Raw genomic sequence first — 26,234 nt, 5'->3', positions numbered from 1 at the left:
CGTTTACTCCTCTGCCCCGGCAGCTGAATGCGAACTCATGTCCATTCCTTCCATGGCGGCCACTTCGTGCTCTTTCTTCTCGTGGTGCACTGGCTTGCCCGGTTTCATGCCTTCGTACTTGTCGACGATGATCTGGAACAGGTTCGGCGTGACCGAGGAGTAAAGCTCGACTGGGTTGTTCTGGCTTTGTTTGGACAGGGCTGCGTATTCAGCTTGTTCAAGCTGTTTAGGTGCCTTTTTGACTTCGCTTACCCAGGCGTCGAAATCTTCCTGAGAAGTGGCGATAGCTTTGAATTTCATGCCGGTGAAACCCGCGCCGCTGTAGTTGGCGGAGATACCGTCCATTTCAGCGTTCTGGTTGGCGATCAGGTGCAGTTTGGTCTGCATGCCCGCCATCGCGTAGATCTGACCGCCCAGAGCAGGGATGAAGAACGAGTTCATCACGGCGTCGGAAGTGATCTTGAAGTTGATCGGGGTGTGCGCCGGGAACACGATCTTGTTGACCGTGGCGATGCCTTGTTCCGGATAGATGAACAGCCACTTCCAGTCCAGCGCGACCACTTCAATGGTGACCGGCTTGACGTCGGATTCCAGCGGCTTGTAAGGGTCCAGCGCGTGGGTCGACTTGTAGGTGACGTAACCCAGGGCAATGATGATCAGTACCGGAATAGTCCACACCGCGATTTCGATCTTGGTGGAGTGGGACCATTTTGGCGTGTAGACGGCGTCCTGGTTGGAAGCGCGGTATTTCCAGGCGAACAGGAACGTCATGACGATGACCGGCACGACGACCAACAGCATCAGCAGCGTTGCGGTGATGATCAGGTTTCGCTCATCCAGGCCGACCTGGCCCTTGGGATCGAGCAAGGTCATGTTGCAGCCTCCCAGCAACAACGTGCCGAGCAGCGGCAATAAGCCTAGTAGTCTGGGGTACCTGTTTTTACTCATCTCACGACCTCTAAAGCAGCTTGCGCAATGCAGTTGGGTTTTGATCGCCAACACTTCACCCTGCCAAGGGTTGGCATTTTTCTTGGATTGAATAAGGGCCTGCCCGTCGCGCGTCAGACGCGGTTCGACAATTGCTGGGCCTGCGGTGTGTTCTTATTCGAATTCGTGGTCAAGGGCCTTGTTACAGACCAATTCCATTTGGTGCGGATCGTCGGAAGGCACCGACAATGGGGGGTCGCATGAAGCCATCAGGCTTCTCGACGCCCTGTTCTACTCATAAGCCTGAGTCAGGATGAGCAGTGCCGGGAATTCAGTGCGGGCGATTGTAGATATGTAGCGATTCATAAACCATGTCTCATCCCGAAATAATTTTTATCCGTTCCAGCAACAATCATTCACGGTTTTTGCAAAAGTGGGCCATGGTATCGAAATTAATTCTCAACAAAAACACCAAAAAATGTAGGTGTACCGCGCGAAGTTCAGACAGCTTCCTGGGCTCTGCGCTCGCCTCAGACCCTGCTCTACCCCCTATGTGACAAGGGCTTTGGCCATTCGCCAGCCCCTGTTAAAACTGCCTGTTTCGGCTGATTGGCACTGAAAGCGGCAGTGGCTTGCGGGGCCTGTTTTGGGTACCTTGAGGTGTCCCGATTCCATGTCTTGAAATGACTTGCGACACTCGAGCTGTGACAACATGTCGCACACATGCCGCATCCATAATTGTCGCGCATCAAGGTCTTTTCATTTGAGCTTTGAACATGCAAAACGCCCCGGCCTCTGATCGAGGACCGGGGCGTTTTTTGTTTCCTGCAACGGTGTGGCGGACGGTCTCAGCGCAGGGCTTTGCGGTTACGCCAAGTGAGCAGCGGCACCAGCACCACGACCAGCACGAACGCCGTCAGCGCCCACTGTGCCAGGGACAAACCAAGGATCGGCGGGTACGGCGTGGAGCAGAAACCGTCGACCTGGAAGCCCAGCGGGAAGATCTTCGCCAGCGGCAGGCCGTCGACGATCGGTTGCAGCACATCGATGCCGCAGCTGACTTCCGGGTACAGCTGGGTATAGACGTGATGCCCGGCCACCCCGACGCCTGCGATGGCGCTGATCACCACCAACGCCTCGAACAGCGTGATGCTGCGGCGGGTGCGCATCGCCGCGCCGATAAACGCGAAGAGCGCGATCAGCAACAATGCGTAGCGCTGCAAGATGCACAGCGGGCACGGCGCCTCGCCCAGCACCACTTGCATGTACAGCGCGCCACCGATCAGCGCCAGGCAGATGATGCCCAGCAACACCAGATAGCGCCGTTCACGTCCCAACCGCATTGTTTCCTCGCTCATCGCGTTTCCCTTCTGTGTCCGTGGGTCAGCTCGCCGGCGGCTGCGCTTGCAGCTGCTGCATCAGGCTGATGTTGTCTTCGATATGCCAATTGGCCGCGATGCGACCGTTGTCGATCTGATAGATATCGGTTGCCCGGAAGTCTACACGCTGGCCCTGACCTTTGAGAGCCTTGAACGGGCCGGTGAAGTGCCCGCGAAAGTGCAAATGCACCACCACCCGATCACCGGCAATGATCATTTGTTCGATCTCGCAGCTCAGGTCCGGCACCGCCGTGCGAAAGAACTTCGACGCCAGCAGCGGCCCGGTCGGCCCCTGAACCCGGCCTTCTGGCGGGGTCTTGTCGACGAACTGCTCTGACAACGCAGCCTTGGCCAACCCCTCCTCCCCGGTGTTCCAGAAGCTGCCATAACGCCGGGCGGCCAATTCCATGGAATCGCGCTGCGCCTTGGGCAGGCTCTGATCGACAATCAGGCTCTTGGGCTGGAGCAAGGTCGGTTCGGCAGAGGCAAACGGACTCGCCAGCAGCGCAGCGGTCAGGCTGAAGCCGACCAGGGTTAAACGGCGGGAGATAGTGATGTGAGTCATGGGGCGATCCTGATCATGTAAACGAACGAGCGCCTATCATCAGCATCGGGGAATAAACGATAAACCGGTTAAGAACGGATTAACCTTTAAGCGTTTTTTACGAATCGGGACCGAGGTGAAGCTTGCCCGCGAAGAAAGCGACTCGGTCCCCCGACCGAGTCGCCGCACTGCTTACTCCAACGCCGCAGCCGGCCCGAAGAACTCGTAACGGCTTTGCTTCTCCGGCACACCCAAGGCCTTGAGGTGACGCTTGATCGCCGCCATGAAGCCTTTAGGCCCCAGGAAGTAAGCATCCACATCGCGTTGCTGCGGCAACCACTCGCCGAGTTGCTCCTGGCTCAGCAGGCCAACCTTGTCCGCCGCCGGGCTGACGCCATCGTCTTCGGCGTAGCAATAGAAACGCTTGAGCTGCGGATGACGCTCGGCCAGCCCGTCGATCCAGTCGCGGAAGGCATGCACGCTGCCGTTGCGCGCACAGTGAATAAAATGCACCGGCCGCTCGGTCGCCAGCGCCGCTTCGAGCATTGCCAGCGTCGGGGTGATGCCGACACCGCCACTGATCAGCACCAACGGTTTGTCGCTAGCGGTCAGGGTGAAGTCGCCCGCTGGCGGGAACAGCATGATGCTCGCGCCGACGTGCAGTTGATCGTGCAAATGGTTGGAGGCGCGGCCACCGGTTTCGCGCTTGACGCTGATGCGGTACTGGCCCTTGTTGGCCAGCGCCGACAGCGAATAATTACGCCGGATTTCTTCGCCGTCGAGGATCAGTTTCATGCCGATGTACTGGCCGGGCTCGGCCGCGAGAATCGGCCCTTTATCCGCCGGTTCGAAGTAGAACGAAGTGATTTCCGAGCTTTCCTCGACCTTGGCCGCCACGATGAATTCCCGCGCGCCGCGCCAGCCGCCCGGTGCCTGGGCTTTCTGGTCGTAGATACTGGCTTCGGCACCGATCAGGATTTCGGCCAGTTGGTTGTAGGCCGCGCCCCAGGCGCTCATCACTTCAGGCGTGGCAATTTCGTCGCCCAGTACTTCAGAGATGGCTCGCAACAGGCAGCTGCCCACGATCGGGTAATGTTCCGGGAGGATTTGCAGGGCCACGTGCTTGTTGATGATCTTGGCCACCAGGTCGCCCAACTGATCGAGCTGGTCGATGTGCCGCGCGTACATCAATACACCGTTGGCCAAGGCGCGAGGCTGATCGCCGCTGGCCTGGTGGGCCTGGTTGAACAGCGGGCGGACTTCCGGGTATTCGGAGAGCATCATGCGGTAGAAGTGAGTGATCAATGCCTCGCCACCGCTTTCCAGCAGCGGTACGGTGGACTTGACGATGGCACGGTCTTGAACGCTAAGCATAAGAGCAACTCCTGGGCTTTATATGAATACCCTTTGCTTATCAGTTTCCATGCCAACAATTAAAACCTTAAAAATCAAACAGTTAAAAACAAAGTAGTCATATCGACACTCATCCATTTATAGTCATAGCGACTACACGGAGTCATTATGACTGCAAAATTACTGCTCACGACCCTGCTGCCCCTGGTCTCCGACCTGTCCCGCGAGCTGCCCGAAGGCGAGCGCTATCGGCGCCTGCTCGAAGCCATGCGCGCCCTGCTCCCTTGCGATGCCGCCGCCCTGCTGCGACTCGACGGCGAATGGCTGGTGCCGCTGGCTGTGGACGGGTTGAGCACCGACACCCTCGGCCGCCGCTTCAAGGTCAGCGAACACCCGCGCTTCGAAGCGCTGCTCAGCAGCCCCGGCCCGACCCGCTTCGCCGCCGACAGCGACTTGCCCGATCCTTATGACGGCCTGGTCGATGGCCTGCACGAGCATTTGGAAGTCCACGACTGCATGGGCTGCCCGCTGTTTATCGACGAGCGCCCGTGGGGCCTGCTGACCCTCGACGCCCTCGACCCTGAGCGCTTCGAGCCGATCGAACTGGATGCCCTGCAAGCCTTCGCCAGCCTCGCCGCCGCCACCGTAAACGCCGCCGAGCGCATCGAACGGCTGGCCAATCGCGCCGAAGACGAACATCAGCGCGCCGAGGTTTACCGCCAGGCCAGCGGCCAGCAGAACCGTGAAATGATCGGCCAGAGCAAGACTTACAAGCGCCTGATGGAAGAGATCAATCTGGTGGGAGGCAGCGATCTCACTGTGTTGATCACCGGGGAAACCGGGGTCGGTAAAGAGCTGGTGGCCCAAGCCATCCACGCCGCGTCGCCCCGGGCCGACAAACCTATCATCAGCCTCAACTGCGCCGCCCTGCCGGACACCCTGGTGGAGAGCGAACTGTTCGGCCACGTGCGTGGCGCCTTCACCGGCGCGATGAATGATCGTCGCGGCAAGTTCGAACTGGCCAATGGCGGCACGTTGTTCCTCGATGAAGTGGGCGAACTGTCGCTGGCGGTGCAGGCCAAATTGCTCAGGGTGCTGCAGAGCGGGCAATTGCAGCGGCTGGGGTCGGACAAGGAGCATCAGGTCGACGTGCGACTGATCGCAGCGACCAACCGCGACCTGGCCGAGGAAGTACGCAGCGGCCGCTACCGCGCCGACTTCTATCATCGCCTGAGTGTTTACCCGCTGCTGGTGCCCGCATTGCGGGATCGCGGTCGGGATGTGCTGCTGCTCAGCGGCTACTTCCTGGAGCAAAACCGCTCACGCATGGGCCTCAACAGCCTGCGCCTGACCAGCGATGCCCAAGCGGCGTTGTTGGGGTATGGTTGGCCGGGGAACGTGCGGGAACTGGAGCACTTGATTGGCCGCAGCGCGTTGAAGGCGCTGGGTAATTGCACGCAACGGCCGAAGATTCTCAGCTTGAGCGCGGCGGATCTGGATTTGCCCAATAGCGGCGTAGAACAGGCAGCTGAACCCGTGGTCGCTGCGCCGGTAGCTGAGTTGATTCCAGGGGATTTGCGTGAAGCCACCGAGCACTATCAGCGCCAACTGATCAGCGCTTGCCTGGAACGACACCATCACAACTGGGCCAGCGCGGCGCGGGAGTTGGGCCTGGATCGGGCGAACCTGGGGCGAATGGCCAAGCGGTTGGGCATGAAATAGTTTCACCAGAATGAAGTAATACCCTTGTGGCGAGGGAGCTTGCTCCCGTTCGGCCGCGAAGCGGTCGTGAATTCAGCGATGGAGTTCTATCTGGAAAAATCAGGGACCGCTTCGCGCTCCAACGGGGGCAAGCCCCCTCGCCACAGGTAAGCTCCCTCCCACAGGGTCACCGTTTGGCTGGCAATGGGCATTTCCCCTAAAGCCAGCCCCCAACAAGTCGATAACCCGGCATCGATAGCTGTTGGCGATGCTCATAATCGCCTCACCTTTTCCACAGAAGGTTTTTATGTCTTCCAACAAAGCCCGCGCAGATTCACTTTCGCTTCTGCTGTTTACCTTGCGCAGCGGCAAGCTGATGGCGATCAACCTGCTGAAAGTCAGCGAAATCATCCCCTGCCCGCCGCTGACCAAGCTGCCGGAGTCGCACCCCCACGTCAAAGGCATCGCCACCCTGCGCGGCGCGTCGTTGTCGGTGATCGACCTGAGCCGCGCCATCGGCGAACGACCGCTGGAAGACCCGAACGGTGGCTGTCTGATCGTCACCGACGTCAGCCGCTCCAAGCAGGGCCTGCACGTTCAGGCGGTGAGCAAGATCGTCCACTGCCTGACCACCGACATCCGTCCACCCCCCTTCGGCTCTGGCGGCGTGCGCTCGTACATCACCGGCGTGACGTCGGTCGACGGTACGCTGGTGCAGGTGCTGGACATCGAAAAGGTCATCCACGGCATTGCGCCGGCGCAGATCGAAATGGCCCCGACCGAACTGAGCATGGAAGAGGCTGAAGTACTGGGCAATGCGCGAATTCTGGTGGTCGATGACAGCCAGGTCGCACTGCAACAATCGGTGCACACCCTGCGCAACCTCGGCCTGCAATGCCACACCGCCCGCAGCGCCAAGGAAGCCATCGACTGCCTGCTGGACCTGCAAGGCACCGCCCAGCAGATCAACCTGATCGTCTCGGACATCGAAATGTCGGAGATGGATGGCTATGCCTTCACCCGCACCTTGCGCGAAACCCCGGACTTCTCGCACCTCTACGTGTTGCTGCACACCTCGCTGGACAGCGCGATGAACAGCGAGAAGGCTCGACTGGCCGGGGCCAACGGGGTGCTGACCAAGTTCTCCTCGCCAGAACTGACCAAGTGCCTGATCGAGGCGGCCAGGGTCGTCGCCGAACAAGGTCACTGAGTGTGGCCGAGGACTTTTGTTTTCTGATGCGGCGCAACCTCGCCGAGGGTGTGCCGCCTTTCACTTGGCCAAACGACATTGAGTTGACCGAGTACCGTCCCGAACTCGCCGAAGCCGTTCATCACTTGATGGAACTGGGTTATCGGGAAGGCGGCGGTCGCGTGCCGGCGCTGGAAGTCTGGCAACAGCGTTTCGAAACCGATCCTGAATACGATCCTACCCTGTGCTTCATCGCTCTGGATGCCAAAGGCATCGTCGGCGTCGCCCAGTGCTGGACCAGTGCCTACATCAAGGACTTGGTGGTGCACCCGCGCGCTCGAGGCCTCGGACTTGGCCGTGCGCTGCTGCTCCATGCTTTCAAGGTGTTTGCGCAGCGCCGCGAAGGTTTTGTGGATTTGAAGGTGCGGGAAGACAACCTTCGGGCGCGGGGTTTGTATGAAAGTGCCGGGATGTATGTGGTCCGCCGGGAGCCTGTGCCTGTCTGACAGACCGCTTTCGCGAGCAAGCCATCAGGCATACTCCGACCTTGACCACTACACGCCAAGGATGCCTGATCATGAAAGCCACCACCCTGACCTTCCTCTGTCTCACCACCCTCGCCGCCCATGCCCACGCCTCCAGCCCCGATGCCTGGGCCGCCTTCGACAGAGCCGTGCTCGCCAGTTGCACCAAGGCCAGCGGCCTGAAAAACCCCCAACCCGTCGGCAACGCCGCGCAGTTCGATGACCGGGTCGGTTATACCGCACTCCTGCTGCAAGGCCAGTACCCGCAAAAACACATGAAAGGCCAGCAAGGCACCGAGCTGTGCCTCTACAACAAGAAAATCAAAACCGCCTACGTCACCGAATGGGACTCCATCCGTCCAACGGCAAAAGCGCAGTGACTGGCGCATAACTTGCTTCGGCACTGGCCTTTGCGGTGGCTTTCTGTCGCCGTTTCATGCCCTCACAGGTCACTGGCCGTTCAATGAATACACCGTTTTCCTGCGTCGGTTGTGGCAAATGCTGCACCGACCACCATGTTCCCCTGACACTGGCCGAAGCCCGCATGTGGGCGGCCGATGGCGGCCAGGTGATCGTGCTGGTGGAAGCCTTTCTCGCCAACGGCCTGGGCCTGCCAACACAACAACGCGAACACGCCGAACGCCGTTCGGCGCTGGTTCGCAGTGGCACTTGCGAAGCGCATGTGGCGATCACCTTTGCCGCCTACAACGTCGGCCCCTGCCGGAATCTTGACGAAGACAACCTCTGCCGCATCTACGAACGCCGCCCGCTGGTGTGCCGCATCTATCCGATGGAAATCAACCCACACATCCCGCTCAACCCGGCAGCAAAGGATTGCCCGCCCGAGTCATGGGAAAAAGGCCCGGATCTGATTGTTGGCGGTGAACTGGTCGATCAGGAACTGGCGGGATTGATCCAGCGCTCCCGCCAGGCGGATCGCGACGAGATTCAGGCCAAGGATGCGATTTGCGCGCTATTGGGGATTCGAACGACAGCGCTGAAGGGCGATGGGTTTACCGCTTATCTGCCGGACATGACCGCGTTTGCCATGGTGATTGATCAGCTGGCGCAGCAATCGCAGGCCGGGTCGGGCGGAGAATGGCTGTTTCATGTGTCTGGCGATGATATCGCCGGGCAAGTGCTGGCGGCCGGGGCGCAGGTGGTGACTGAAGCGCCGCTGAACTATGCGTTTATTTCGTTGCGGGCAGCGTAAACGCCAAACCGCTGCGCAGCATCCGTGCGCAGCGGTTCTTTTACTTTAGCGAGCAGCAACCGCCAGGAATTCGACCTCCACGCGCGCATCCAGCACCAGCTTTTGGCCAGCGAATGTCGTGCGAGCAGGCAAACGGTCCGCCGGAAAATAGCGGCTATACACCGTATTCATCGCAGCAAAATCATTGATGTCTGCAAGGATGACCGTGCATTTGACCAGCTGAGACAACGTCGAACCACTGCGGTGTAATGCGGCTTGCAGATTTTCCATGGTCTGGGTCATCTGCGGGACAATCCCGCCCTTGACCAACTCGCCATCGGAGCCCGTCCCGAGCACGCCGGACAGATAGAGGGTGGTGCCGGCTTGCACCGCTTCGGAGAATGGCAAGCCTCCTTCAGCAGGGAAGTAGCGTGGCGAATCTGGCACGGCGGGCGGTAGGTAGCGCCCGGTAATCGCCTGGTACTGGCCATTCTGCTTGAGACGCTCAAGGGCCGCATTCAGCTCATCGCGCAAGGCGGTGTCGGATTTTCGCACAGCCATCGCCACGCCACTGCCCAGCATGGGGTCCTTGAGCGCAGGCCCGGCAAAATCAAATCCTTGCCCCTGAGGCTGACTTAAAAACGCCTGGGTGATTTCAATCGAGTCTTGCAGGGTCGCGTCGATCTCACCCGCCAGCAGGCTGGCTATCAGTTGACTGTTGAAATGAAAACTGCGCACCGTCACTCCCGCCGGAGCCCAACGGGACTTGGCGAACGCCTCACGGCTGGTACCTGTCAGAACGCCGACACGCTTGCCTTTGAGCGATTGCGCATCCGGCTGCAGATTCGCCCCTGTACGCGCCACCAGACGGCTGTTCAAGGGATAAAGATTATCGGTGAAGTCGAGCCGTTCTCGACGCGCCGGCGTTGCCGTCATGGGCATGATCACATCGAAATGGTTGGCCTCCAGGGCCGGGATATTGGTGGCGTAATCCTGATCAACCCAGACACAGCGTTTTTTGAGTTCGGCACATAGCGCATTACCCAGTTCGATGTTCAATCCGACCAGCTCACCTTTGTCGTTGCGACTCTCGAAGGGGGGAACCAGGGCCTCGACCCCGAAACGGATCTGTGGATTAGCCGCAGACGAAACACAGCCGGCGGTCAGGACCACCAGCGACAACAGGGAGAAGATTTTTACCAAAGGCATTTCGGTGACCGTCATCAAGCATTCAGGGACATGAATCTTTGATGAGTGGTCACCGACTTCCCAGAGGACAAATCGCTCATCCTTGTGGGAATTGTCTCAATGACAGAAGGAACTGCTACCGACAAAAAACGCCTGGCGGTCAGCGTTTGCCCATCGAACGACGAGTGCCGGGAGGCGCTGCGCCCGGGGTCTTGGTGTGGCCGTTCTTGGCGCCATTCTTGTACCAAGGCTGGCTGGCGCTCTTCGCGGCGGCCAGTTCGCCCGGCTTGAACGGAAACTTGAACGCCGGGATCGCCGCTTTGGTTTCGCTGTCGGCGCTGGAGTCGACGCTGTCGGGCAGGTCTGCCTGGTCGTCGCGCAAAGCGTCGGCAACCGGCGGTTGTGTCGGGGAAGTCATGAAAGCTCCGGGTGATGCTAAAGAGTCGGGCCCGGTAGGCGAGCCGCGAAAGGCGGCAGTATACCTGTGTCGGAGGCCGCAAGCTTCAAGCCGCGAGCGAGTCCGTCGGGTTTTGTGCTGACGGACCTGCCGCCTTCGCGGGCAAGCCTCGCTCCTACAGGTCATGTGTCGATCACATCGAATTCTGTAGGAGCGAGGCTGCCCGCGAAGAACGATAACGCGGTCAATCTGACTGAACGCCTGCCTACGTCTGCGGATCGACGTTATCCAGCGCCCGGTTCACCGCCAGCTCCGCCAGCATGATGCTCTGTTGAATCGCCAGCGCCATGTAGCGCTGCGGGCCGGTCAGGTCGTTGGCGAAATCGCTGGCCAGGACACTCGCCGTGGCTAACGATTCGTAGGCGTGGGCCAGGAGGCTTTCGGTATCCATATTCGGGGCGACGATGAACATGGTGCTGGGGCGGCGTTTTTTTTCGGTGTAGGGCGTTGGGGGATCGAGGTAGTAGTCGAGCGCGCGTTTTATGGCTTCGCGGTCTTTGAGTAATTCTTCGGCGCGCAGGGTGTCGGCGATAGGGTTGGTTTTATTGAAGTTCGAATCAGAATTACCGTCATCCATCTGTAGCTCCTAATCTCAATTGGAGCCATCACTTACCGTTATGGTCGTGAGGCTTTCGCCTACTTATTGCGGGGATCTCACGCCCGGTCGCTGAATGTGCAGCGACAGCCAAAGACTAGAGAGCCCGCTTCCGACGGACAACCTGAAAGATACGTGGGAAAGGTCTGCGTTCAGGCACATCCATTAAACATTCAAAAGCGGAACGCGGAGCGTCCCTGGAGGCGTTCCCACGCAGGAGAGTGGGAACGATCATTCAGGGACAGACGAAAGAGATGGGTCGGCTGTCAGGCCGCCTTCGCGGGCAAGCCTCGCTCCTACGATGAAGCGGCGTACACCCGCCAAACTACAGGCCGAGCGTTAGCTCGCCTGCCGCTTTTGATCTTGATTCACCCGCCCCTTCGGGAGGCTGAGTGGAGGTGTTCATCTGGGGATTGGCGCACAGCGCCGTTCGACGCAGTCGAACACATCGCATGTAGGTCGTAGCGAAGCAGACCGTAGGGCGATGCCCCCAGATGGATACCGGAGCGAAGGAACGCCGAGCCTTAGCGAGGGGCCGTACGTTCGGGGCGAGACCTTTTGGTTACTTTTGGCTGGGCCGGCATTCCGGGCGTTTGCCAAAAGTGACCCGCTGTAAGAGCGGAACCATAAGTGGCCGTTACCGCAGAAATGGATATGTACTCAGTCAGCAAGAACCTGGTCGGCTATAAGGCCGCCAAGATCAAAACAAGATCCCGGTCCAAACTGACAGAGCCGTCAGTTACCAGTCACGCTCCTGACCGGCGAACAGGTTTATAAAGGAAGGTATAAACCTGACAAAACCAGACCACTCAGCCCGGCGCCCCACTCGCATGCGAATTCAGAAAAAAACCGCCCTGCTCGCCGCCCTTCTGATCGCCCTGGCAGCGACGGGCGTTTGGTACGCCACCAAACCCGCCGCCACCAAACTGGCCGCCCCCACCGCCATTCCCGTGCGGGTGGTCAGCGTCGTCGAAAAAGATGTGCCCCGCTACGTCAGCGGCATCGGCTCGGTGTTGTCCTTGCACAGCGTGGTCGTGCGCCCGCAAATCGACGGCATCCTCACCAAACTGCTGGTCAAGGAAGGCCAACTGGTGAACCAGGGCGACCTGCTGGCCACCCTCGATGACCGCTCGATCCGCGCCAGCCTCGACCAGGCCCGGGCGCAACTGGGCGAAAGCCAGGCGCAACTGCAAGTGGCCCAGGTCAACCTCAAGCGCTACAAACTGCTCAGTGTCGACGACGGCGTGTCCAAGCAGACCTACGACCAGCAACAAGCTCTGGTCAACCAACTCAAAGCCACCGCCCAAGGCAATCAGGCATCCATCGACGCCGCTCTGGTGCAGCTTTCCTACACACAGATTCGCTCGCCAGTCACCGGTCGCGTTGGTATTCGCACAGTCGATGAAGGCAACTTCCTGCGCATGACCGACACCCAAGGTCTGTTCACGGTGACCCAGATCGACCCGATCGCCGTGGAGTTTTCCCTGCCGCAGCAAATGCTGCCGACCCTGCAAGGCCTGATCAACGATCCACAGCAAGCACCGGTCAAGGCTTACATCGGCGCTGACACTGACGGTGAAACCGGCAACCTGCTGGGCGAAGGTCACCTGACCCTGATCGACAACCAGATCAACGCCAACACCGGCACCATCCGCGCCAAGGCCGAATTCGCCAACCCCGCACAGAAACTCTGGCCGGGCCTGCTGGTGACGGTAAAGATTCAGACGGCGCTGGATAAAAATGCGTTGGTGGTGCCGCCCACGGTCGTACAACGCGGGCTCGATCAACATTTCGTGTACAGGGTCAACGGCGACAAGGTCGAAGCCGTGCAGGTACAGATGGTTTATCAAGGCAGCGGCCAGGACATTATCAAAGGCGTTAAACCGGGCGACGTGCTGGTCAGCGACGGCCAATCGAGACTCAAACCCGGCTCGACGGTTCAGGTACTGAGCGAGCCACCGCAAGTGGTCCAGTCGGAGCCAAAACCATGAAGGGCCACGGTTCCATTTCCGCGTGGTGCATCGATCATCCGGTGGCGACGGTCCTGCTGACCTTTGCCCTTATATTGCTCGGCGTCATCGCCTTCCCGCGACTGTCGATCGCGCCACTGCCGGAAGCGGAATTCCCGACCATTCAGGTGGCCGCGCAGCTGCCCGGTGCCAACCCGGAGACCATGGCCTCATCGGTGGCCACGCCGCTTGAAGTGCAATTCAGCGCCATCCCCGGCGTGACCCAGATGACCTCGAGCAGCGCCCTGGGCTCGACCATCCTGACCCTGCAATTCACCCTCGACAAAAGCATCGACACCGCCGCCCAGGAGGTCCAGGCCGCGATCAACACCGCCGCCGGCAAACTGCCCAAAGATATGCCCAACCTGCCAACCTGGCGCAAGGTCAACCCGGCTGACAGTCCGGTGCTGATTCTCAGCATCAATTCACCGCAAATGCCCGGCACCGAACTCAGCGATCTGGTAGAAACCCTGCTCGCCCGTCAGATCAGCCAGATCGACGGTGTAGGCCAAGTGAACATCACCGGTCAGCAACGTCCGGCGATTCGCGTGCAGGCCTCGGCGGACAAACTCGCCGCCATTGGCCTGACCCTGGCGGACATTCGCCTGGCGATCCAGAAAACCAGCCTCAACCAGGCCAAAGGTGCGTTGTACGGCGAGTCGAGCATCTCGACCCTGTCCACCAACGACCAGTTGTTCCACCCCGAGGATTACAGCCAACTCATCGTTTCCTACAAGAACGGTGCCCCAGTTCATCTCAAGGACGTGGCCAAAGTGGTCAACGGTTCAGAAGATGCCTACATCCAGGCCTGGGCTGACGGCCAGCCGGGGGTGAACCTGGTGATTTTCCGGCAACCGAGCGCCAACATCGTCGAGACCGTTGATCGAATTCAAGCGGCCCTGCCGACACTGAATGCCATGTTGCCGGCTTCGGTGCAGGTCAAGGTGTTGATCGACCGCACCCAGACCATCCGCGCCTCGCTGCATGAAGTGGAAGTCACCCTGCTGATCGCGATCCTGCTGGTGGTGGCGGTGATGGCGCTGTTCCTGCGGCAACTGTCGGCGACCCTGATCGTGACAGCGGTGCTCGGTGTGTCGCTGACTGCCAGTTTCGCCCTGATGTACATCATGGGCTTCAGCCTGAATAACCTGACGCTGGTGGCGATCGTGGTGTCCGTCGGGTTTGTGGTCGACGATGCGATTGTGGTGGTGGAAAACATTCACCGGCACCTGGAGGCCGGCGACGGCATGCGCGAGGCGGCGATCAAAGGCGCCGGCGAGATCGGTTTTACCGTGGTCTCGATCAGTTTCTCGCTGGTGGCGGCGTTCATTCCGCTGCTGTTCATGGGCGGCGTGGTCGGGCGGCTGTTCAAGGAATTCGCCCTGACCGCGACCTCGACCATCCTGATTTCGGTGGTGGTGTCCCTGACCCTGGCACCGACGCTGGCCGCGCTGTTCATGCGCGCACCGGCGCATCATGCCCACAGCAAGCCGGGTTTCGGCGAGCGCTTGCTGGCGCTGTACGATAAGGGCCTGCGCCGCGCCCTCGCCCATCAGACATTGATGATCGGTGTGTTCGGCCTGTCGCTGGGGCTGGCCATTGCCGGTTACATCTTCATCCCCAAAGGCTTCTTCCCGGTACAGGACACCGGATTTGTCCTCGGCACCACCGAAGCAGCTGCAGATATTTCCTACGGCGACATGGTGAAAAAACACTTGGCGATGGCCGAAATCGTCGCCGCCGACCCCGCCGTCGAGACGTTCTCGCACTCGGTCGGCGTTTCAGGCAGCAACCAGACCATCGCCAACGGCCGCTTCTGGATTTCGCTGAAAAAACGTGGCGACCGCGATGTGTCCGCCAGCCAGTTCATCGACCGGATTCGCCCGCAACTGATGAAAGTCCCGGGCATCGTGCTGTACCTGCGCGCCGGGCAAGACATCAACCTCAGCTCCGGCCCGAGCCGCGCCCAGTACCAATATGTGCTCAAGAGCAACGACGGTGCCCTCCTGAGTACCTGGACCCAGCGCTTGACGGAAAAACTGCGCAGCAACCCGGCGTTCCGCGACATTTCCAACGACTTGCAACTGGGCGGCAGCATCACCCACATCAGCATCGACCGCACCGCGGCGGCGCGTTTCGGCCTGACCGCCAGCGATGTCGACGAAGCGCTGTACGACGCCTTCGGCCAGCGGCAGATCAATGAATTCCAGACCCAGACCAACCAGTACAACGTGATTCTGGAACTGGACACCAAACAGCGCGGCAAGGCCGAAAGCCTCAACTATTTCTACCTGCGCTCGCCGCTGAGTGGGGAAATGGTGCCGCTGTCGGCCCTGGCGAAATTCGATGCACCGACCATCGGCCCGTTGTCCATCGCTCACGACGGAATGTTCCCGGCGGCCAACCTGTCATTCAACCTGGCTTCCGGCGTGGCGTTGGGTGATGCGGTGATCATGCTCAACCAGGCCAAGGCTGACATCGGTATGCCGGCCGCCATCAGCGGTAACTTCCAGGGCGCGGCCCAGGCGTTCCAGAGTTCGCTGGCCAGCCAGCCGTGGTTGATTCTGGCGGCGTTGGTGGCGGTGTACATCATTCTCGGCGTGCTGTACGAAAGCTTCGTGCATCCACTGACGATCATTTCGACCCTGCCTTCGGCGGGGCTCGGGGCGGTGATCATGCTGTGGATCTGCGGCCAGGACTTTTCGATCATGGCGCTGATCGGGCTGGTGCTGCTGATCGGTATCGTCAAGAAGAACGGTATCCTGATGATCGACTTCGCGCTGGATGCCCAGCGCAACCGTGGCCTGCCACCGCTGGAGGCGATCCATGAGGCCTGCCTTACACGGTTCCGGCCGATCATCATGACCACGCTTGCCGCCCTGCTCGGCGCCTTGCCGTTGATGATCGGCTACGGCACCGGCGCCGAACTGCGCCAGCCATTGGGCATCGCGGTGGTCGGCGGTTTGCTGGTGAGTCAGGCGCTGACGCTGTTCACTACGCCGGTCATATACTTGTGGCTTGAGCGGATATTCCATAGACCCACACCAGCACAGCAGCCGGTGCTGGCGACCACAGACTGAGGCGGGGTCATGCGCGTTCTGATTATCGAAGACGAGGAAAAAACCGCGGATTATCTGCACCGCGGTCTGACGGAACAAGGTTACACCGTGGACGTGGCCCGCGATGGCGTCGAAGGCCTGCACCTGGCGCTGGAAAATGACTACGCGGTGATTGTCCTCGACGTCATGCTGCCGGGCCTCGACGGTTTCGGCGTGCTGCGCGCATTGCGTGCGCGCAAGCAAACCCCGGTGATCATGCTCACCGCCCGCGAGCGGGTGGAAGACCGCATCAAAGGTCTGCGCGATGGCGCCGACGATTACCTCGGCAAACCGTTTTCCTTCCTCGAACTGGTGGCGCGCCTGCAAGCGCTGACCCGGCGCAGCGGTGGCCACGAGCCGGTGCAGGTGAGCATCGCCGACCTGTGGATAGATTTGATCAGCCGCAAAGCCACCCGCGCCGGCACCCGCCTGGACCTGACCGCCAAGGAGTTCTCACTGTTGAGTGTGTTGGCGCGCAGACAGGGTGAAATCCTCTCGAAAACCGCCATCGCCGAGATGGTCTGGGACATCAATTTCGACAGCGACGCCAACGTGGTCGAAGTCGCGATCAAACGCCTGCGGGCCAAGCTCGACGGGCCGTTCGACGAGAAATTGCTGCACACCATTCGGGGCATGGGTTATGTGCTGGAGAGCCGTGGTGTCCAGTAATTCCATCGCGCTGCGCCTGAGCGAGATGTTTACGCTGGTGGCGCTGCTGGTGTTTCTGTTGATCGGCGGCGCGCTGTATCAACAGGTCGACAAGGGTTTGGGCCTGCTGCCCGAAGCCGAGCTCGATGCCCGCTATAGCGTGCTCGAATCGGCGCTCAACCGTTACGGCACGCCCGAGCATTGGGTGAAGATCAACGCCAAGCTCAAACTGCTGAGCGAAGAAGACAAGCGCATTCGCTTTTGGGTGGTCAGCGGTAATCCCGGTTATGAATACGGCCAACCCGACGCGTCGATCCGCGCGTTCGCCCAAGGCCCATTGGGCATGCGCGACATGGAATTGCCCGACCATCCGTACCCGCTGAAAGTGCTGCTAACCGAGTTGCCGGCCAAGGACCAGCGCCCACCGCTGCGCTTCATGATCGGCATCGACACCGAAACCTTTTACGAGACGCAGCACCACTTGCTGATCGCCCTGATCAGCCTGGCGATCATTGGGGTATTGCTGGCCTCGCTACTCGGGTATTGGGTGGCGCGGATCGGCCTCAAACCGCTGATCAAGTTGTCGCAGGAAGCCCAGCGCCTGGCACCACCGAGGCTGTCCGGGCGCCTGCAATTATCGCCATTGCCCCCGGAGCTCGATCAGTTCGTCAGTTCGTTCAACGCCACGCTGGAACGGGTGGAACAGGCCTACTCGCGGCTGGAATCGTTCAATGCCGACGTGGCCCATGAACTGCGCTCGCCGCTGACCAACCTGATCGGTCAGACCCAGGTTGCACTGACACGCGGGCGCTCCGCCGAACACTATTTCGAAGTGCTGCAATCGAACCTTGAAGAGCTTGAACGGCTGCGCTCGATCATCAATGACATGCTGTTCCTCGCCAGCGCCGACCAAGGCAGCAAGGCCACCCAACTGACGTCCACCTCACTGGCCGACGAAGTGGCGACGACGCTGGAATATCTGGATTTCATTCTTGAGGATGCACAGGTTCAGGTCGAGGTCAGTGGCGACGCGCAGGTGCGAATCGAGATCGCACATCTGCGCCGGGCGTTGATCAACTTGCTGAGCAACGCGGTGCAGCACACCGCGCCTGGGCAAGTGATTCAGGTGCGGATCGAAGTCGAGGAGCACCAAGTAAGCATCGGCGTCGCCAACCCGGGGTCGCCGATTGCCAATGAGCATCTGCCGCGCCTGTTCGAACGTTTCTACCGGGTTGATGCGTCACGCAGTAACAGTGGCAACAACCATGGCCTGGGGTTGGCGATCGTCAAGGCGATTGCGCTGATGCATGGCGGGGATGTGTTTGTGCGCAGTGATCATGGGATGAATACCTTCGGCATTCATCTTCCAGTCTGATAGGACGGAATCCTGTGGCGAGGGGGCAAGCCCCCTCGCCACAGGATGTCCTTCTGCAGGACTGTTACTTTTAGCGCAACAGTCCTTTATGCAATCCACTCTTTTTCCCCTCGCCCAAGCCCCTTATCGTTGCCCCATCAAACAGCACTTGCCAAGCAAGAAGGTTCAAAAGATGTCCAACAGTATGGGTATTGCCAGCGCTTTCGTTTTGTCGTCCCTGTTCCTGTCTCCGTTCGCCATGGCTGAAGAGTCGCAGACATTCGTCGCACAAAATGCCGAACGCGCCATGGCCTACGAACAGTATCAAAACGAACTGACAGCCAAGGCCCAAGAGGCTGCGCAAACCCCTCAAGCGTCGAGCACTCAAGCCCTGCCACGGGTTGAGAAAGACAGCTGATCCATACGTATCGCTCTGTTTCCCTCGACACTTTTCATCGGCTCTTCCCTTTGAAAAGTTGTCTTCAAAGCCGCTGCTATCAGCGGCTTTTTTTCGTGGTGGTTTTAAACCCCTTCAGTTCATCTTCCCTGACAACAAACATCCGCACTTCAAAACAATGAAGTACTTAGTTGACCCAAGGAGCTTTACCGCACGTGCGTTTCCCTCTCAGATTCAGTCCGCTGTTCATTGCAATCACTGCAACGATGGCCAACAACGCGCAGGCCGATGACGAATCCAGCCGCGAAGGCTTTGTCGATGGGGCGAGCCTCAACCTCAATGCCCGCAACTACTACATGAACCGCAATCGCCTGCAAAAGGCCGATGACAACATCGAGTGGGGTCAGGGCTTTCTTGGCCGCTTCGAATCGGGATTCAGCCAGGGCACCATCGGTTTCGGCGTTGATGCCCACGCGATGCTCGGGCTCAAGCTCGACGGCGGCGGTGGCACCGACGGGTCGAGCATCCTGCCGATCAGCGATGGCAACGGCAAGGCACCGGGCTCGTTTTCCACCGCTGGCGGCACCCTGAAAATGCGTGCCTTCGATACCGAATTGAAGGCCGGCGACCTGTTCCTTGCCAACCCGGTGATCGCCGGTGGCGAAACCCGCATGCTGCCGCAGACCTTTCGCGGCGTCAGCCTGACCAACCACAGTGTCGACGGGTTGATGATCGAGGGCGGTCAGGCCAGCTTCACCAAACTCTACAACCAGAGCGGCCACACCCGCATCGGCACGTCCTATGGCAGCCTGGCCGATGGCGATGAAAGCCGGCATTTGAATTGGGCCGGCGTGGCCTGGAGCGGCCTGCCGGGCCTGACCAGCAGCCTGTATGCGGCCGAACTCAAGGACATCTGGAACCAGTACTACTACGACCTGGACTACACCTATGCGCTGAATGACTTGGTCAGCCTCAACCCGGGCCTGCACTTCTATCACACGCAAGACACCGGCGATGCACTGCTGGGCAACATCGACAACAACACCTACAGCCTGCATTTCACCGTCGACGTGGGCCATCACAGCGTCACCGCCGCCTACCAGCGGGTCAACGGCAACACGCCGTTCGATTACATCAGCCAGGCCGACAGCATTTATCTCGACAACTCCCAGCAGTATTCGGACTTCAACGGTCCGAATGAGCGCTCGTGGAAACTCAAGTACGCCTACGACTTTGCTGGCCTCGACATGCCCGGCCTGACCTCGGCAGTGTCCTACTCACGGGGTGAACTGGACCTGACCAAGGTCGATCCGGACAGCCGCGGTTACGCCTCGTGGTACAGCGCCGACGGCAGAAACGCCAGGCATCGGGAACGAGACATCGAGCTCAAGTACGTGGTCCAGGGTGGCAAGGCCAAAGACCTGGCGATGCGCCTGCAATGGGCGTCTAACCGTGGCGGCAATGGTTACGGTGCGGTGGATCAGGACACGGATGAATACCGGGTAATTGTCGACTACCCGGTGAATGTCTTCTAAGCTTCAATTAGCAAAAGGCCAGCATGTTTTGCTGGCCTTTTTTTTATCCGGGATTTATATAGGCGCGCAGGACGCAACCGGTTTCTGGGACTCTGCCCGATTCTTGTAAAAGCACTTTCATAACGCCTTATTTGCAGAAGTCAGAACCATGAGTGTGAACAGTGCGAAATCCGGTGATCCGATCCGTTCGACACGCTCGGAGCGGCTTCTGGTTCTCAGTAGTGTGTTGTTGGTGATCGCAATACTGAGCATCGTCGCGTTCCTGCTGATCCGCGAACACGCCAATGCCAAATTGTCCGCCGCTCGCGCCGCCAACAATATCGTGCAATTGATCGACGCCGACGTGCTGCGCAATGTCGAACTCTATGACGTGTCCCTGCTGGGTTTGATCGCTGCCTCCCAGCGGGAAGACCTCAAGAGCGTTTCCCCAGCCATTCGTCACCTGGCCTATTTCGACCGCGCCACTGCCGCGCCGTACAAGGGCAACATCTTGTTGCTCGACAACAAGGGCTATGTGATCGCCGACTCGGCCTCGGTGGAGCCCAGAAAGGGCAACTTTGCCGATCGCGAATACTTCCAGGCCCACATCAACAATCCGGACCCGGGCATGTTCATCAGTCGCCCTTTCAAGGCCCGGCCGCCGGAACAGGATTGGCGGATCAGTTTCAGCCGCCGGGTGAACGGCACCCAGGGTGAGTTCCTCGGCGTGGCCGAGGCCGCCATGCATTTGAGCTACTTCGATCAGTTGTTCAACAGCTTGAGCATCGGCCGCGACAGTACGGTCAGCCTGATCAGCAAGGACGGGATTCTCCTGGCCCACCAACCCCACCTGGCCGAAGAGCTGATCGGCAAGGATTTCAGCAACCGCCCCAATTTCCAGCGCATCGTCAAAGAAGGCAACGGCAGCTTCACCGGCATGTCCAGTCGATACAACGATGAGCGCTTGTACACCTTCTCCAAGGTCGGGAATTTGCCGTTGATCGTCATCGTTGCGCTGTCCAGCGATGAAGTCTTTGCGGCCTGGAAGCGCACCGCGGTGGTAGTCACTTCTGCGACCGTTGCCCTGTGCGTGAGCCTGCTGTGGCTGACCTGGTTGCTCTGCCGGGAGCTGCGTCGACGCCAAAGCGCCGAGCAGGAACTGGCACAACTGGCCGCCACCGACCCCTTGACCGGTCTGGCCAATCGCCGAAGCCTGGATCAGGCTCTGCACCATGAATGGTTTCGTGCCCAGCGTTCCGGTCAGCCGTTGTCGCTATTGATGATCGATATCGATCATTTCAAGGCGTTCAATGATCGCCACGGCCACCGAGGGGGCGACGATGCCTTGCGCTCGGTGGCCAAGGTGATCGACACCCATGTTCGACGGCCGGCGGACCTGGTCGCCCGGTATGGTGGCGAGGAGTTTTCAGTGATCCTGGCTGAAACCGACAGCGCCGGAGCCCGACAGATTGCCGAAAAAATCCGTATGGCGGTGGAGCAATTGCCGTTGGTGGGAGGTGATGTGTCACCGATTACTGTCAGTATTGGTATCAGTACCTGGACGACAGCAACCGACATCAGCCTGGAACAGTTGCTGTTTGCAGCGGACAAGGCGCTGTATCAGGCCAAGGAAAACGGGCGGAACCGGGTGGTCGCTGCGGATTGATCGTTCCCGCTGGCATAAAAAAAGGCCACCCGAAGGTAGCCTTTAAAAAACTAGAGAGGTTTTTTGCTTACACGGCCGCAACAGGACGCATGTAAGAGATCGGTGCGGTGCTGGCGTCTTCGAACGTCACGACTTCCCAAGCATCTGTCTGCTCAATCAACTTGCGCAGCAGCTGGTTGTTCAATGCGTGTCCGGACTTGAAGCCCTTGAACTCACCAATCAGGCTATTGCCCAGCAGGTAGAGGTCACCAATCGCATCGAGGATTTTGTGCTTCACGAATTCGTCTTCATAGCGAAGGCCGTCTTCGTTCAGTACACCATCCGCGTCGACCACAATTGCGTTTTCAACGCTGCCGCCGAGTGCGAGGTTGTGCTTGCGCAGGTACTCGATATCACTCATGAAACCAAAGGTACGCGCGCGGCTGACTTCTTTTACGAACGAAGTGCTGGAAAAATCCACGCTTGCACTTTGTGTGCGGTCACGGAAAACCGGGTGATCGAAATCGATCTCGAAGCTCACTTTGAAACCTTCGAAAGGGACGAAAGTGGCGCGCTTGTCGCCGTCTTCCACTGTCACTTCCCGCAGGATCCGGATGAACTTCTTGGCGGCGTCCTGCTCTTCCAGGCCGGCCGATTGAATCAGGAATACGAAGGGTCCAGCGCTACCATCCATGATCGGGACTTCGGACGCGGAGAGCTCGACGTAGGCGTTATCGATGCCCAGGCCAGCCATGGCCGAGAGCAGGTGCTCCACCGTGTCCACTTTGACGTCACCGTTAACAAGCGTGGTCGACATAGTGGTTTCGCCAACGTTTTCCGCGCGGGCAGGAATCTGCACCACAGGGTCGAGGTCAGCACGACAAAACACAATGCCGGTGTCGACAGGCGCTGGCTTGAGGGTCAGGTAGACCTTCTCCCCGGAGTGCAGGCCGACACCTGTGGCACGGATAATATTCTTCAGGGTGCGTTGTTTAATCATGGCATGGGCCGCTTCAGCGCAAATTGCGAACTGGTATCAACAAAGGCTGGCGATGATAGCAGACCAGACCTTTGCTGAACACCAATCACCCTAATACCCCTGATACATTTCATCAATCGGCCTGACGACGCAGGAAAGCCGGGATGTCCAGGTAGTCCAGATCATCTTGCGGGTTCATCTTCGCGGCAGTCGCAGCACCGGCCTGAGCCTGGTTGCGCATGACGGTCGGACGGTCCAGGTCACGGTAATTCACCGCTGGCTGTTCCTGACGAACAGGGGCTTGTTGTTGTGGCTGGGAGGCCATCGAGGTGTGAACGGTATTGTCGATGACCTTCACAGGCTTCTCGATTTTAGCGCCCAGACCTGTGGCAACCACAGTCACGTGCAGCTCGTCGCGCATGTCCGGATCGATAACGGTACCGACCTTGACCATTGCGTGCTCGGAAGCGAAGGCTTCGATGATGCTACCCACGTCGGAGTACTCACCCAGGGACAGGTCAGGACCGGCAGTGATGTTCACCAGGATGCCGCGTGCACCTTGCAGGTTCACGTCTTCGAGCAGCGGGTTGCGAATGGCCGCTTCGGTCGCTTCACGTGCACGGTTCGGACCGCTGGCGCAGCCAGTGCCCATCATCGCCATGCCCATTTCGCTCATCACGGTACGTACGTCGGCGAAGTCGACGTTGATCATGCCCGGACGCTTGATGATGTCGGAGATACCGCGAACGGCGCCGGCCAGTACATCGTCAGCCTTGGCGAAAGCCGACAGGAGGCTTGCGTCTTTACCGAGGATGGTCAGCAGCTTCTCGTTGGGAATGGTGATCAACGAGTCGACGCTTTCAGACAGCAGACGGATACCTTCGTCGGCGAGCTGCATGCGCTTGCGGCCTTCGAACGGGAACGGACGGGTCACCACCGCAACGGTGAGGATCCCCATTTCCTTGGCCACTTCAGCAATGATTGGCGCTGCACCGGTACCGGTACCGCCGCCCATGCCGGTCGTGATGAACACCATGTTGGTGCCCTGCAGGACTTCGGCAATGCGCTCACGGTCTTCGAGAGCGGCCTGACGACCTACTTCAGGGTTGGCGCCGGCGCCCAGACCTTTGGTCACGCTGGTACCCAGTTGCAGAATGGTGCGCGCGCTGATGCTTTTCAGCGCTTGGGCATCAGTGTTGGCGCAGATGAATTCAACGCCTTCAATGTTGCTCTTGACCATGTGATTGACAGCGTTGCCGCCGCCTCCGCCAACACCGATAACTTTAATAACCGGGCTTGCGGGGATGTTGTCTACGAGTTCGAACATTTTCCCTCTCCTTACATTCTCTAGTTTTTTCGCCTACTGCTTTTGAAGCGGTGTTGCGGTAAAGCTTTAGAAATTGCCTTGTACCCAACTCTTGATGCGATCGAGCAGAGCGGCTTTCGGTTCGTCATTGCTGTAGCTGTCGCGGCTGCCGATGCCCGAGAACGAAATCCCGTCGGACTGCTTCTGCAGGCCGTACATCAACAGGCCAACGCCGGTGGAATAGATCGGGTTGCGGACCACGTCGTCCAGACCCTTGACGCCATGGGGCACGCCCAGGCGAACCGGCATGTGGAAGATCTCTTCGGCCAGTTCGACCGCGCCTTCCATCTTCGACGTACCGCCGGTCAGCACGATGCCGGCCGGGATCAGGTCTTCATAGCCGCTGCGACGCAGTTCGGCCTGGATCAGGGTGAACAGCTCGTCGTAACGCGGCTCGACCACTTCGGCCAGGGCCTGGCGGGACAGTTCGCGCGGTGGACGGTCGCCAACACTCGGTACCTTGATGGTTTCGCCGGCACCGGCCAGTTTGGCCAGGGCGCAGGCATAGCGAATCTTGATTTCTTCGGCGTACTGGGTCGGGGTGCGCAACGCCATCGCGATGTCGTTGGTCACCTGGTCGCCCGCAATCGGGATCACTGCAGTGTGGCGGATCGCGCCTTCGGTGAAGATCGCGATGTCGGTGGTACCGCCGCCGATGTCCACCAGGCACACGCCCAGTTCTTTCTCGTCGTCGGTCAGCACCGAATACGCCGAAGCCAGTTGCTCGAGAATGATGTCGTCGATTTCCAGGCCGCAGCGACGCACGCACTTTTCAATGTTCTGTGCGGCGTTGACGGCGCAGGTGACCACGTGAACCTTGGCTTCCAGACGCACGCCGGACATGCCCAGCGGCTCGCGCACGCCTTCCTGGTTATCGATCACATAATCCTGCGGCAGGGTGTGCAGCACGCGCTGGTCAGCCGGGATTGCCACAGCCTGGGCGGCGTCGAGGACGCGTTCAAGGTCGGCGGAGCTGACTTCGCGATCACGAATCGCCACGATACCGTGGGAGTTCAGGCTGCGGATGTGATTGCCGGCCACGCCGACGAACGCCGAGTGGATCCGGCAACCGGCCATCAGCTGCGCTTCTTCGATAGCGCGCTGGATCGACTGGACGGTGGACTCGATGTTCACCACTACGCCTTTTTTCAGGCCGCGGGACGGATGTGTACCGATCCCGACGATTTCGAGCGTGCCGTCGTCCGCGACCTCGCCGACCAGCGCCACCACCTTGGAGGTGCCGATATCGAGACCGACGATCATTTTGCCGCTTTGCACGTTTGCCATGGGTCCTGCCTCTTCTTAATTCTTTGCGACAGCGGGTTGGGCTGTCGTCGGCGCTACAGGTTCCCGCCAGCCAACGGCAAGGCCGTTGGCGTAGCGCAGATCGATGCGCGCAATGTTCGTAATCTGCTCTTTGAGCGTCTTGTCATAGATGGCAATGAAGCGGCGCATCTTTTCCACCAGGTTGCCGCGTCCCAGCAGCAGTTCGATTCCGGGACCGGCGCTGCCTGCGCCGGTGGTCAGGAACCAGCTGCCTCGTTCACGCAACTCCAGGCGTGCAATCGAGAAGCCCAATGGCCTGAGCATCTGGCTCAGCACCTGGTATTGCTGCATCACTTGTTGCTGGGCCCGCTGCGGGCCGAACAGCTGTGGCAAGTGTTCGTAGTTCGCCAGCTCGCGCGGGGTGAACGCCTGTCCCTGGTTGTTCAACAGCGACTCATCGCCCCAACGGGCCACCGGCAGTTGTTCTTCCAGGCGAATCACTACCTGATCCGGCCACACCCGACGCACTTCGGCGTGGGCAATCCATGGCATCTGTTCAAGCTCGGTGCGCATGCTCGCCAGGTCGATGGTGAAGAAGCTCGACGCCACGTACGGGGCGATCCGCTGCTGCACCGCTTGCTGGCTGATGTAACTCAAGTCGCCCTGCACGGCGATTTTGGTGATCGGCCGGTCGGCGTACGGCAGCAAACGCTGTGCGCCTTCGTAAGTACCGAACCCCAACGCCACCAGCAACACGGGCCAGAACAGGCTTTTCAGAAAACCGAAGTTGGCTTTCGGCAGGCGCACAGACATCGGCTCTTTGGCCACCATTCGGCTGGCACCCCGCGGCACCGGCTTGCGGCCGGGTGGTGCGGAGGGCTGATGTCTCAGCTGTGCGCCTTGCATGGT

At 59.7% G+C, this 26,234-nt stretch carries 23 protein-coding genes; 12 read left to right on the top strand and 11 right to left on the bottom strand.

Going from position 1 to position 26,234, the window contains the following annotated elements; translation table 11 throughout:
- Positions 1-3 precede the first annotated feature (3 nt).
- The 4 genes from cyoA to hmpA form a co-directional block, all read right to left on the bottom strand.
- Entirely contained in the window at positions 4-948 is a 945-nt protein-coding gene (gene cyoA / locus FFH90_RS05940) for a ubiquinol oxidase subunit II (RefSeq protein ID WP_026286728.1), read from the bottom strand.
- Between the two features lie 827 nt (positions 949-1,775).
- A complete protein-coding gene (locus tag FFH90_RS05930; protein WP_019582334.1) occupies positions 1,776-2,285 on the bottom strand; it encodes a disulfide bond formation protein B in 510 nt (169 codons plus the stop codon).
- Positions 2,286-2,310: 25 nt separating this feature from the next.
- The gene (locus tag FFH90_RS05925; RefSeq protein ID WP_138866842.1) at positions 2,311-2,871 is read right to left on the bottom strand and encodes an ester cyclase; all 561 of its coding nucleotides are present in this window, start codon (positions 2,869-2,871) and stop codon (positions 2,311-2,313) included.
- 171 nt (positions 2,872-3,042) lie between these two features.
- Complete coding sequence (gene hmpA / locus FFH90_RS05920; RefSeq protein WP_018930152.1) at positions 3,043-4,224, bottom strand: NO-inducible flavohemoprotein; 1,182 nt, start codon at positions 4,222-4,224, stop codon at positions 3,043-3,045.
- 147 nt (positions 4,225-4,371) lie between these two features.
- Here hmpA and norR point away from each other — a divergent pair, with 147 nt between their 5' ends.
- From norR to FFH90_RS05895, 5 genes are all read left to right on the top strand, one after another.
- Positions 4,372-5,925 (top strand): nitric oxide reductase transcriptional regulator NorR, encoded by a 1,554-nt coding sequence (gene norR / locus FFH90_RS05915; protein WP_111455308.1) that lies wholly within the window; start codon positions 4,372-4,374, stop codon positions 5,923-5,925.
- Positions 5,926-6,211: 286 nt separating this feature from the next.
- Positions 6,212-7,114 carry a chemotaxis protein CheV gene (locus tag FFH90_RS05910; protein ID WP_018930150.1) on the top strand — a complete coding sequence of 301 codons (903 nt, stop codon included), beginning with the start codon at positions 6,212-6,214 and terminating at the stop codon, positions 7,112-7,114.
- Between the two features lie 26 nt (positions 7,115-7,140).
- A complete protein-coding gene (locus FFH90_RS05905) occupies positions 7,141-7,599 on the top strand; it encodes a GNAT family N-acetyltransferase (protein WP_111455318.1) in 459 nt (152 codons plus the stop codon).
- Between the two features lie 71 nt (positions 7,600-7,670).
- A complete protein-coding gene (locus FFH90_RS05900) occupies positions 7,671-7,997 on the top strand; it encodes a hypothetical protein (protein WP_111455307.1) in 327 nt (108 codons plus the stop codon).
- Between the two features lie 83 nt (positions 7,998-8,080).
- Complete coding sequence (locus tag FFH90_RS05895) at positions 8,081-8,830, top strand: YkgJ family cysteine cluster protein (protein WP_138866841.1); 750 nt, start codon at positions 8,081-8,083, stop codon at positions 8,828-8,830.
- 45 nt (positions 8,831-8,875) lie between these two features.
- On the opposite strand, the gene FFH90_RS05890 is transcribed toward FFH90_RS05895, so the two are convergent.
- The 3 genes from FFH90_RS05890 to FFH90_RS05880 form a co-directional block, all read right to left on the bottom strand.
- Positions 8,876-10,018, bottom strand: coding sequence for a transporter substrate-binding domain-containing protein (locus tag FFH90_RS05890; RefSeq protein WP_138867655.1), 1,143 nt, complete (start codon positions 10,016-10,018; stop codon positions 8,876-8,878).
- A gap of 139 nt (positions 10,019-10,157) precedes the next feature.
- A complete protein-coding gene (locus FFH90_RS05885) occupies positions 10,158-10,415 on the bottom strand; it encodes a hypothetical protein (RefSeq protein WP_018930146.1) in 258 nt (85 codons plus the stop codon).
- Between the two features lie 244 nt (positions 10,416-10,659).
- A complete protein-coding gene (locus FFH90_RS05880; protein ID WP_111455305.1) occupies positions 10,660-11,031 on the bottom strand; it encodes a DUF6124 family protein in 372 nt (123 codons plus the stop codon).
- Between the two features lie 848 nt (positions 11,032-11,879).
- On the opposite strand from FFH90_RS05880, the gene FFH90_RS05870 reads away from it, so the two are divergent.
- The 7 genes from FFH90_RS05870 (at position 11,880) to FFH90_RS05840 (ending at position 21,735) form a co-directional block, all read left to right on the top strand.
- Positions 11,880-13,040 (top strand): efflux RND transporter periplasmic adaptor subunit, encoded by a 1,161-nt coding sequence (locus FFH90_RS05870; RefSeq protein ID WP_138866839.1) that lies wholly within the window; start codon positions 11,880-11,882, stop codon positions 13,038-13,040.
- Positions 13,037-16,138, top strand: coding sequence for a multidrug efflux RND transporter permease subunit (locus tag FFH90_RS05865; protein ID WP_064616209.1), 3,102 nt, complete (start codon positions 13,037-13,039; stop codon positions 16,136-16,138). Before FFH90_RS05870 ends, FFH90_RS05865 begins: the two co-directional genes overlap by 4 nt.
- Before the next feature lie 9 nt (positions 16,139-16,147).
- Positions 16,148-16,825, top strand: coding sequence for a heavy metal response regulator transcription factor (locus tag FFH90_RS05860; RefSeq protein ID WP_018930141.1), 678 nt, complete (start codon positions 16,148-16,150; stop codon positions 16,823-16,825).
- Positions 16,815-18,179, top strand: a complete 1,365-nt coding sequence (locus FFH90_RS05855; protein WP_138866838.1) for a heavy metal sensor histidine kinase — start codon at positions 16,815-16,817, stop codon at positions 18,177-18,179. The genes FFH90_RS05860 and FFH90_RS05855 overlap by 11 nt, the downstream gene beginning before the upstream one ends.
- 172 nt (positions 18,180-18,351) lie before the next feature.
- Positions 18,352-18,576, top strand: a complete 225-nt coding sequence (locus FFH90_RS05850) for a hypothetical protein (protein WP_138866837.1) — start codon at positions 18,352-18,354, stop codon at positions 18,574-18,576.
- A gap of 194 nt (positions 18,577-18,770) precedes the next feature.
- A complete protein-coding gene (locus FFH90_RS05845) occupies positions 18,771-20,090 on the top strand; it encodes an OprD family porin (RefSeq protein WP_138866836.1) in 1,320 nt (439 codons plus the stop codon).
- 148 nt (positions 20,091-20,238) lie between these two features.
- The gene (locus FFH90_RS05840) at positions 20,239-21,735 is read left to right on the top strand and encodes a sensor domain-containing diguanylate cyclase (RefSeq protein ID WP_028939844.1); all 1,497 of its coding nucleotides are present in this window, start codon (positions 20,239-20,241) and stop codon (positions 21,733-21,735) included.
- A gap of 67 nt (positions 21,736-21,802) precedes the next feature.
- On the opposite strand, the gene lpxC is transcribed toward FFH90_RS05840, so the two are convergent.
- From lpxC to FFH90_RS05820, 4 genes are all read right to left on the bottom strand, one after another.
- Complete coding sequence (lpxC, locus tag FFH90_RS05835) at positions 21,803-22,714, bottom strand: UDP-3-O-acyl-N-acetylglucosamine deacetylase (RefSeq protein ID WP_007939852.1); 912 nt, start codon at positions 22,712-22,714, stop codon at positions 21,803-21,805.
- A gap of 112 nt (positions 22,715-22,826) precedes the next feature.
- A complete protein-coding gene (ftsZ, locus tag FFH90_RS05830; protein ID WP_007939850.1) occupies positions 22,827-24,020 on the bottom strand; it encodes a cell division protein FtsZ in 1,194 nt (397 codons plus the stop codon).
- Between the two features lie 66 nt (positions 24,021-24,086).
- Entirely contained in the window at positions 24,087-25,346 is a 1,260-nt protein-coding gene (gene ftsA, locus FFH90_RS05825) for a cell division protein FtsA (protein ID WP_007939849.1), read from the bottom strand.
- Positions 25,347-25,361: 15 nt separating this feature from the next.
- Positions 25,362-26,231: a cell division protein FtsQ/DivIB gene (locus tag FFH90_RS05820; protein WP_007939848.1), complete on the bottom strand. Its 870-nt coding sequence runs from the start codon at positions 26,229-26,231 to the stop codon at positions 25,362-25,364.
- Positions 26,232-26,234 lie beyond the last annotated feature (3 nt).

It is taken from the genome of Pseudomonas sp. ATCC 43928 (assembly GCF_005938665.2).
Classification (GTDB): Bacteria; Pseudomonadota; Gammaproteobacteria; order Pseudomonadales; family Pseudomonadaceae; genus Aquipseudomonas.
This window is presented reverse-complemented; position numbering and strand designations above follow the sequence as displayed.

Excerpts from the sequence above, each read along its gene's own strand:
- FFH90_RS05880 (WP_111455305.1), bottom strand. The coding sequence starts at position 11,031 with ATGGATGACGGTAATTCTGATTCGAACTTCAATAAAACCAACCCTATC.
- FFH90_RS05910 (WP_018930150.1), top strand. The coding sequence starts at position 6,212 with ATGTCTTCCAACAAAGCCCGCGCAGATTCACTTTCGCTTCTGCTGTTT.
- FFH90_RS05930 (WP_019582334.1), bottom strand. The coding sequence starts at position 2,285 with ATGAGCGAGGAAACAATGCGGTTGGGACGTGAACGGCGCTATCTGGTG.
- FFH90_RS05895 (WP_138866841.1), top strand. The coding sequence starts at position 8,081 with ATGAATACACCGTTTTCCTGCGTCGGTTGTGGCAAATGCTGCACCGAC.
- ftsZ (WP_007939850.1), bottom strand. The coding sequence starts at position 24,020 with ATGTTCGAACTCGTAGACAACATCCCCGCAAGCCCGGTTATTAAAGTT.
- hmpA (WP_018930152.1), bottom strand. The coding sequence starts at position 4,224 with ATGCTTAGCGTTCAAGACCGTGCCATCGTCAAGTCCACCGTACCGCTG.
- FFH90_RS05850 (WP_138866837.1), top strand. The coding sequence starts at position 18,352 with ATGTCCAACAGTATGGGTATTGCCAGCGCTTTCGTTTTGTCGTCCCTG.
- FFH90_RS05925 (WP_138866842.1), bottom strand. The coding sequence starts at position 2,871 with ATGACTCACATCACTATCTCCCGCCGTTTAACCCTGGTCGGCTTCAGC.
- FFH90_RS05820 (WP_007939848.1), bottom strand. The coding sequence starts at position 26,231 with ATGCAAGGCGCACAGCTGAGACATCAGCCCTCCGCACCACCCGGCCGC.
- FFH90_RS05865 (WP_064616209.1), top strand. The coding sequence starts at position 13,037 with ATGAAGGGCCACGGTTCCATTTCCGCGTGGTGCATCGATCATCCGGTG.
- FFH90_RS05870 (WP_138866839.1), top strand. The coding sequence starts at position 11,880 with ATGCGAATTCAGAAAAAAACCGCCCTGCTCGCCGCCCTTCTGATCGCC.
- FFH90_RS05860 (WP_018930141.1), top strand. The coding sequence starts at position 16,148 with ATGCGCGTTCTGATTATCGAAGACGAGGAAAAAACCGCGGATTATCTG.
- cyoA (WP_026286728.1), bottom strand. The coding sequence starts at position 948 with ATGAGTAAAAACAGGTACCCCAGACTACTAGGCTTATTGCCGCTGCTC.
- FFH90_RS05840 (WP_028939844.1), top strand. The coding sequence starts at position 20,239 with ATGAGTGTGAACAGTGCGAAATCCGGTGATCCGATCCGTTCGACACGC.
- FFH90_RS05900 (WP_111455307.1), top strand. The coding sequence starts at position 7,671 with ATGAAAGCCACCACCCTGACCTTCCTCTGTCTCACCACCCTCGCCGCC.
- ftsA (WP_007939849.1), bottom strand. The coding sequence starts at position 25,346 with ATGGCAAACGTGCAAAGCGGCAAAATGATCGTCGGTCTCGATATCGGC.
- norR (WP_111455308.1), top strand. The coding sequence starts at position 4,372 with ATGACTGCAAAATTACTGCTCACGACCCTGCTGCCCCTGGTCTCCGAC.
- FFH90_RS05905 (WP_111455318.1), top strand. The coding sequence starts at position 7,141 with ATGCGGCGCAACCTCGCCGAGGGTGTGCCGCCTTTCACTTGGCCAAAC.
- lpxC (WP_007939852.1), bottom strand. The coding sequence starts at position 22,714 with ATGATTAAACAACGCACCCTGAAGAATATTATCCGTGCCACAGGTGTC.
- FFH90_RS05890 (WP_138867655.1), bottom strand. The coding sequence starts at position 10,018 with ATGCCTTTGGTAAAAATCTTCTCCCTGTTGTCGCTGGTGGTCCTGACC.
- FFH90_RS05885 (WP_018930146.1), bottom strand. The coding sequence starts at position 10,415 with ATGACTTCCCCGACACAACCGCCGGTTGCCGACGCTTTGCGCGACGAC.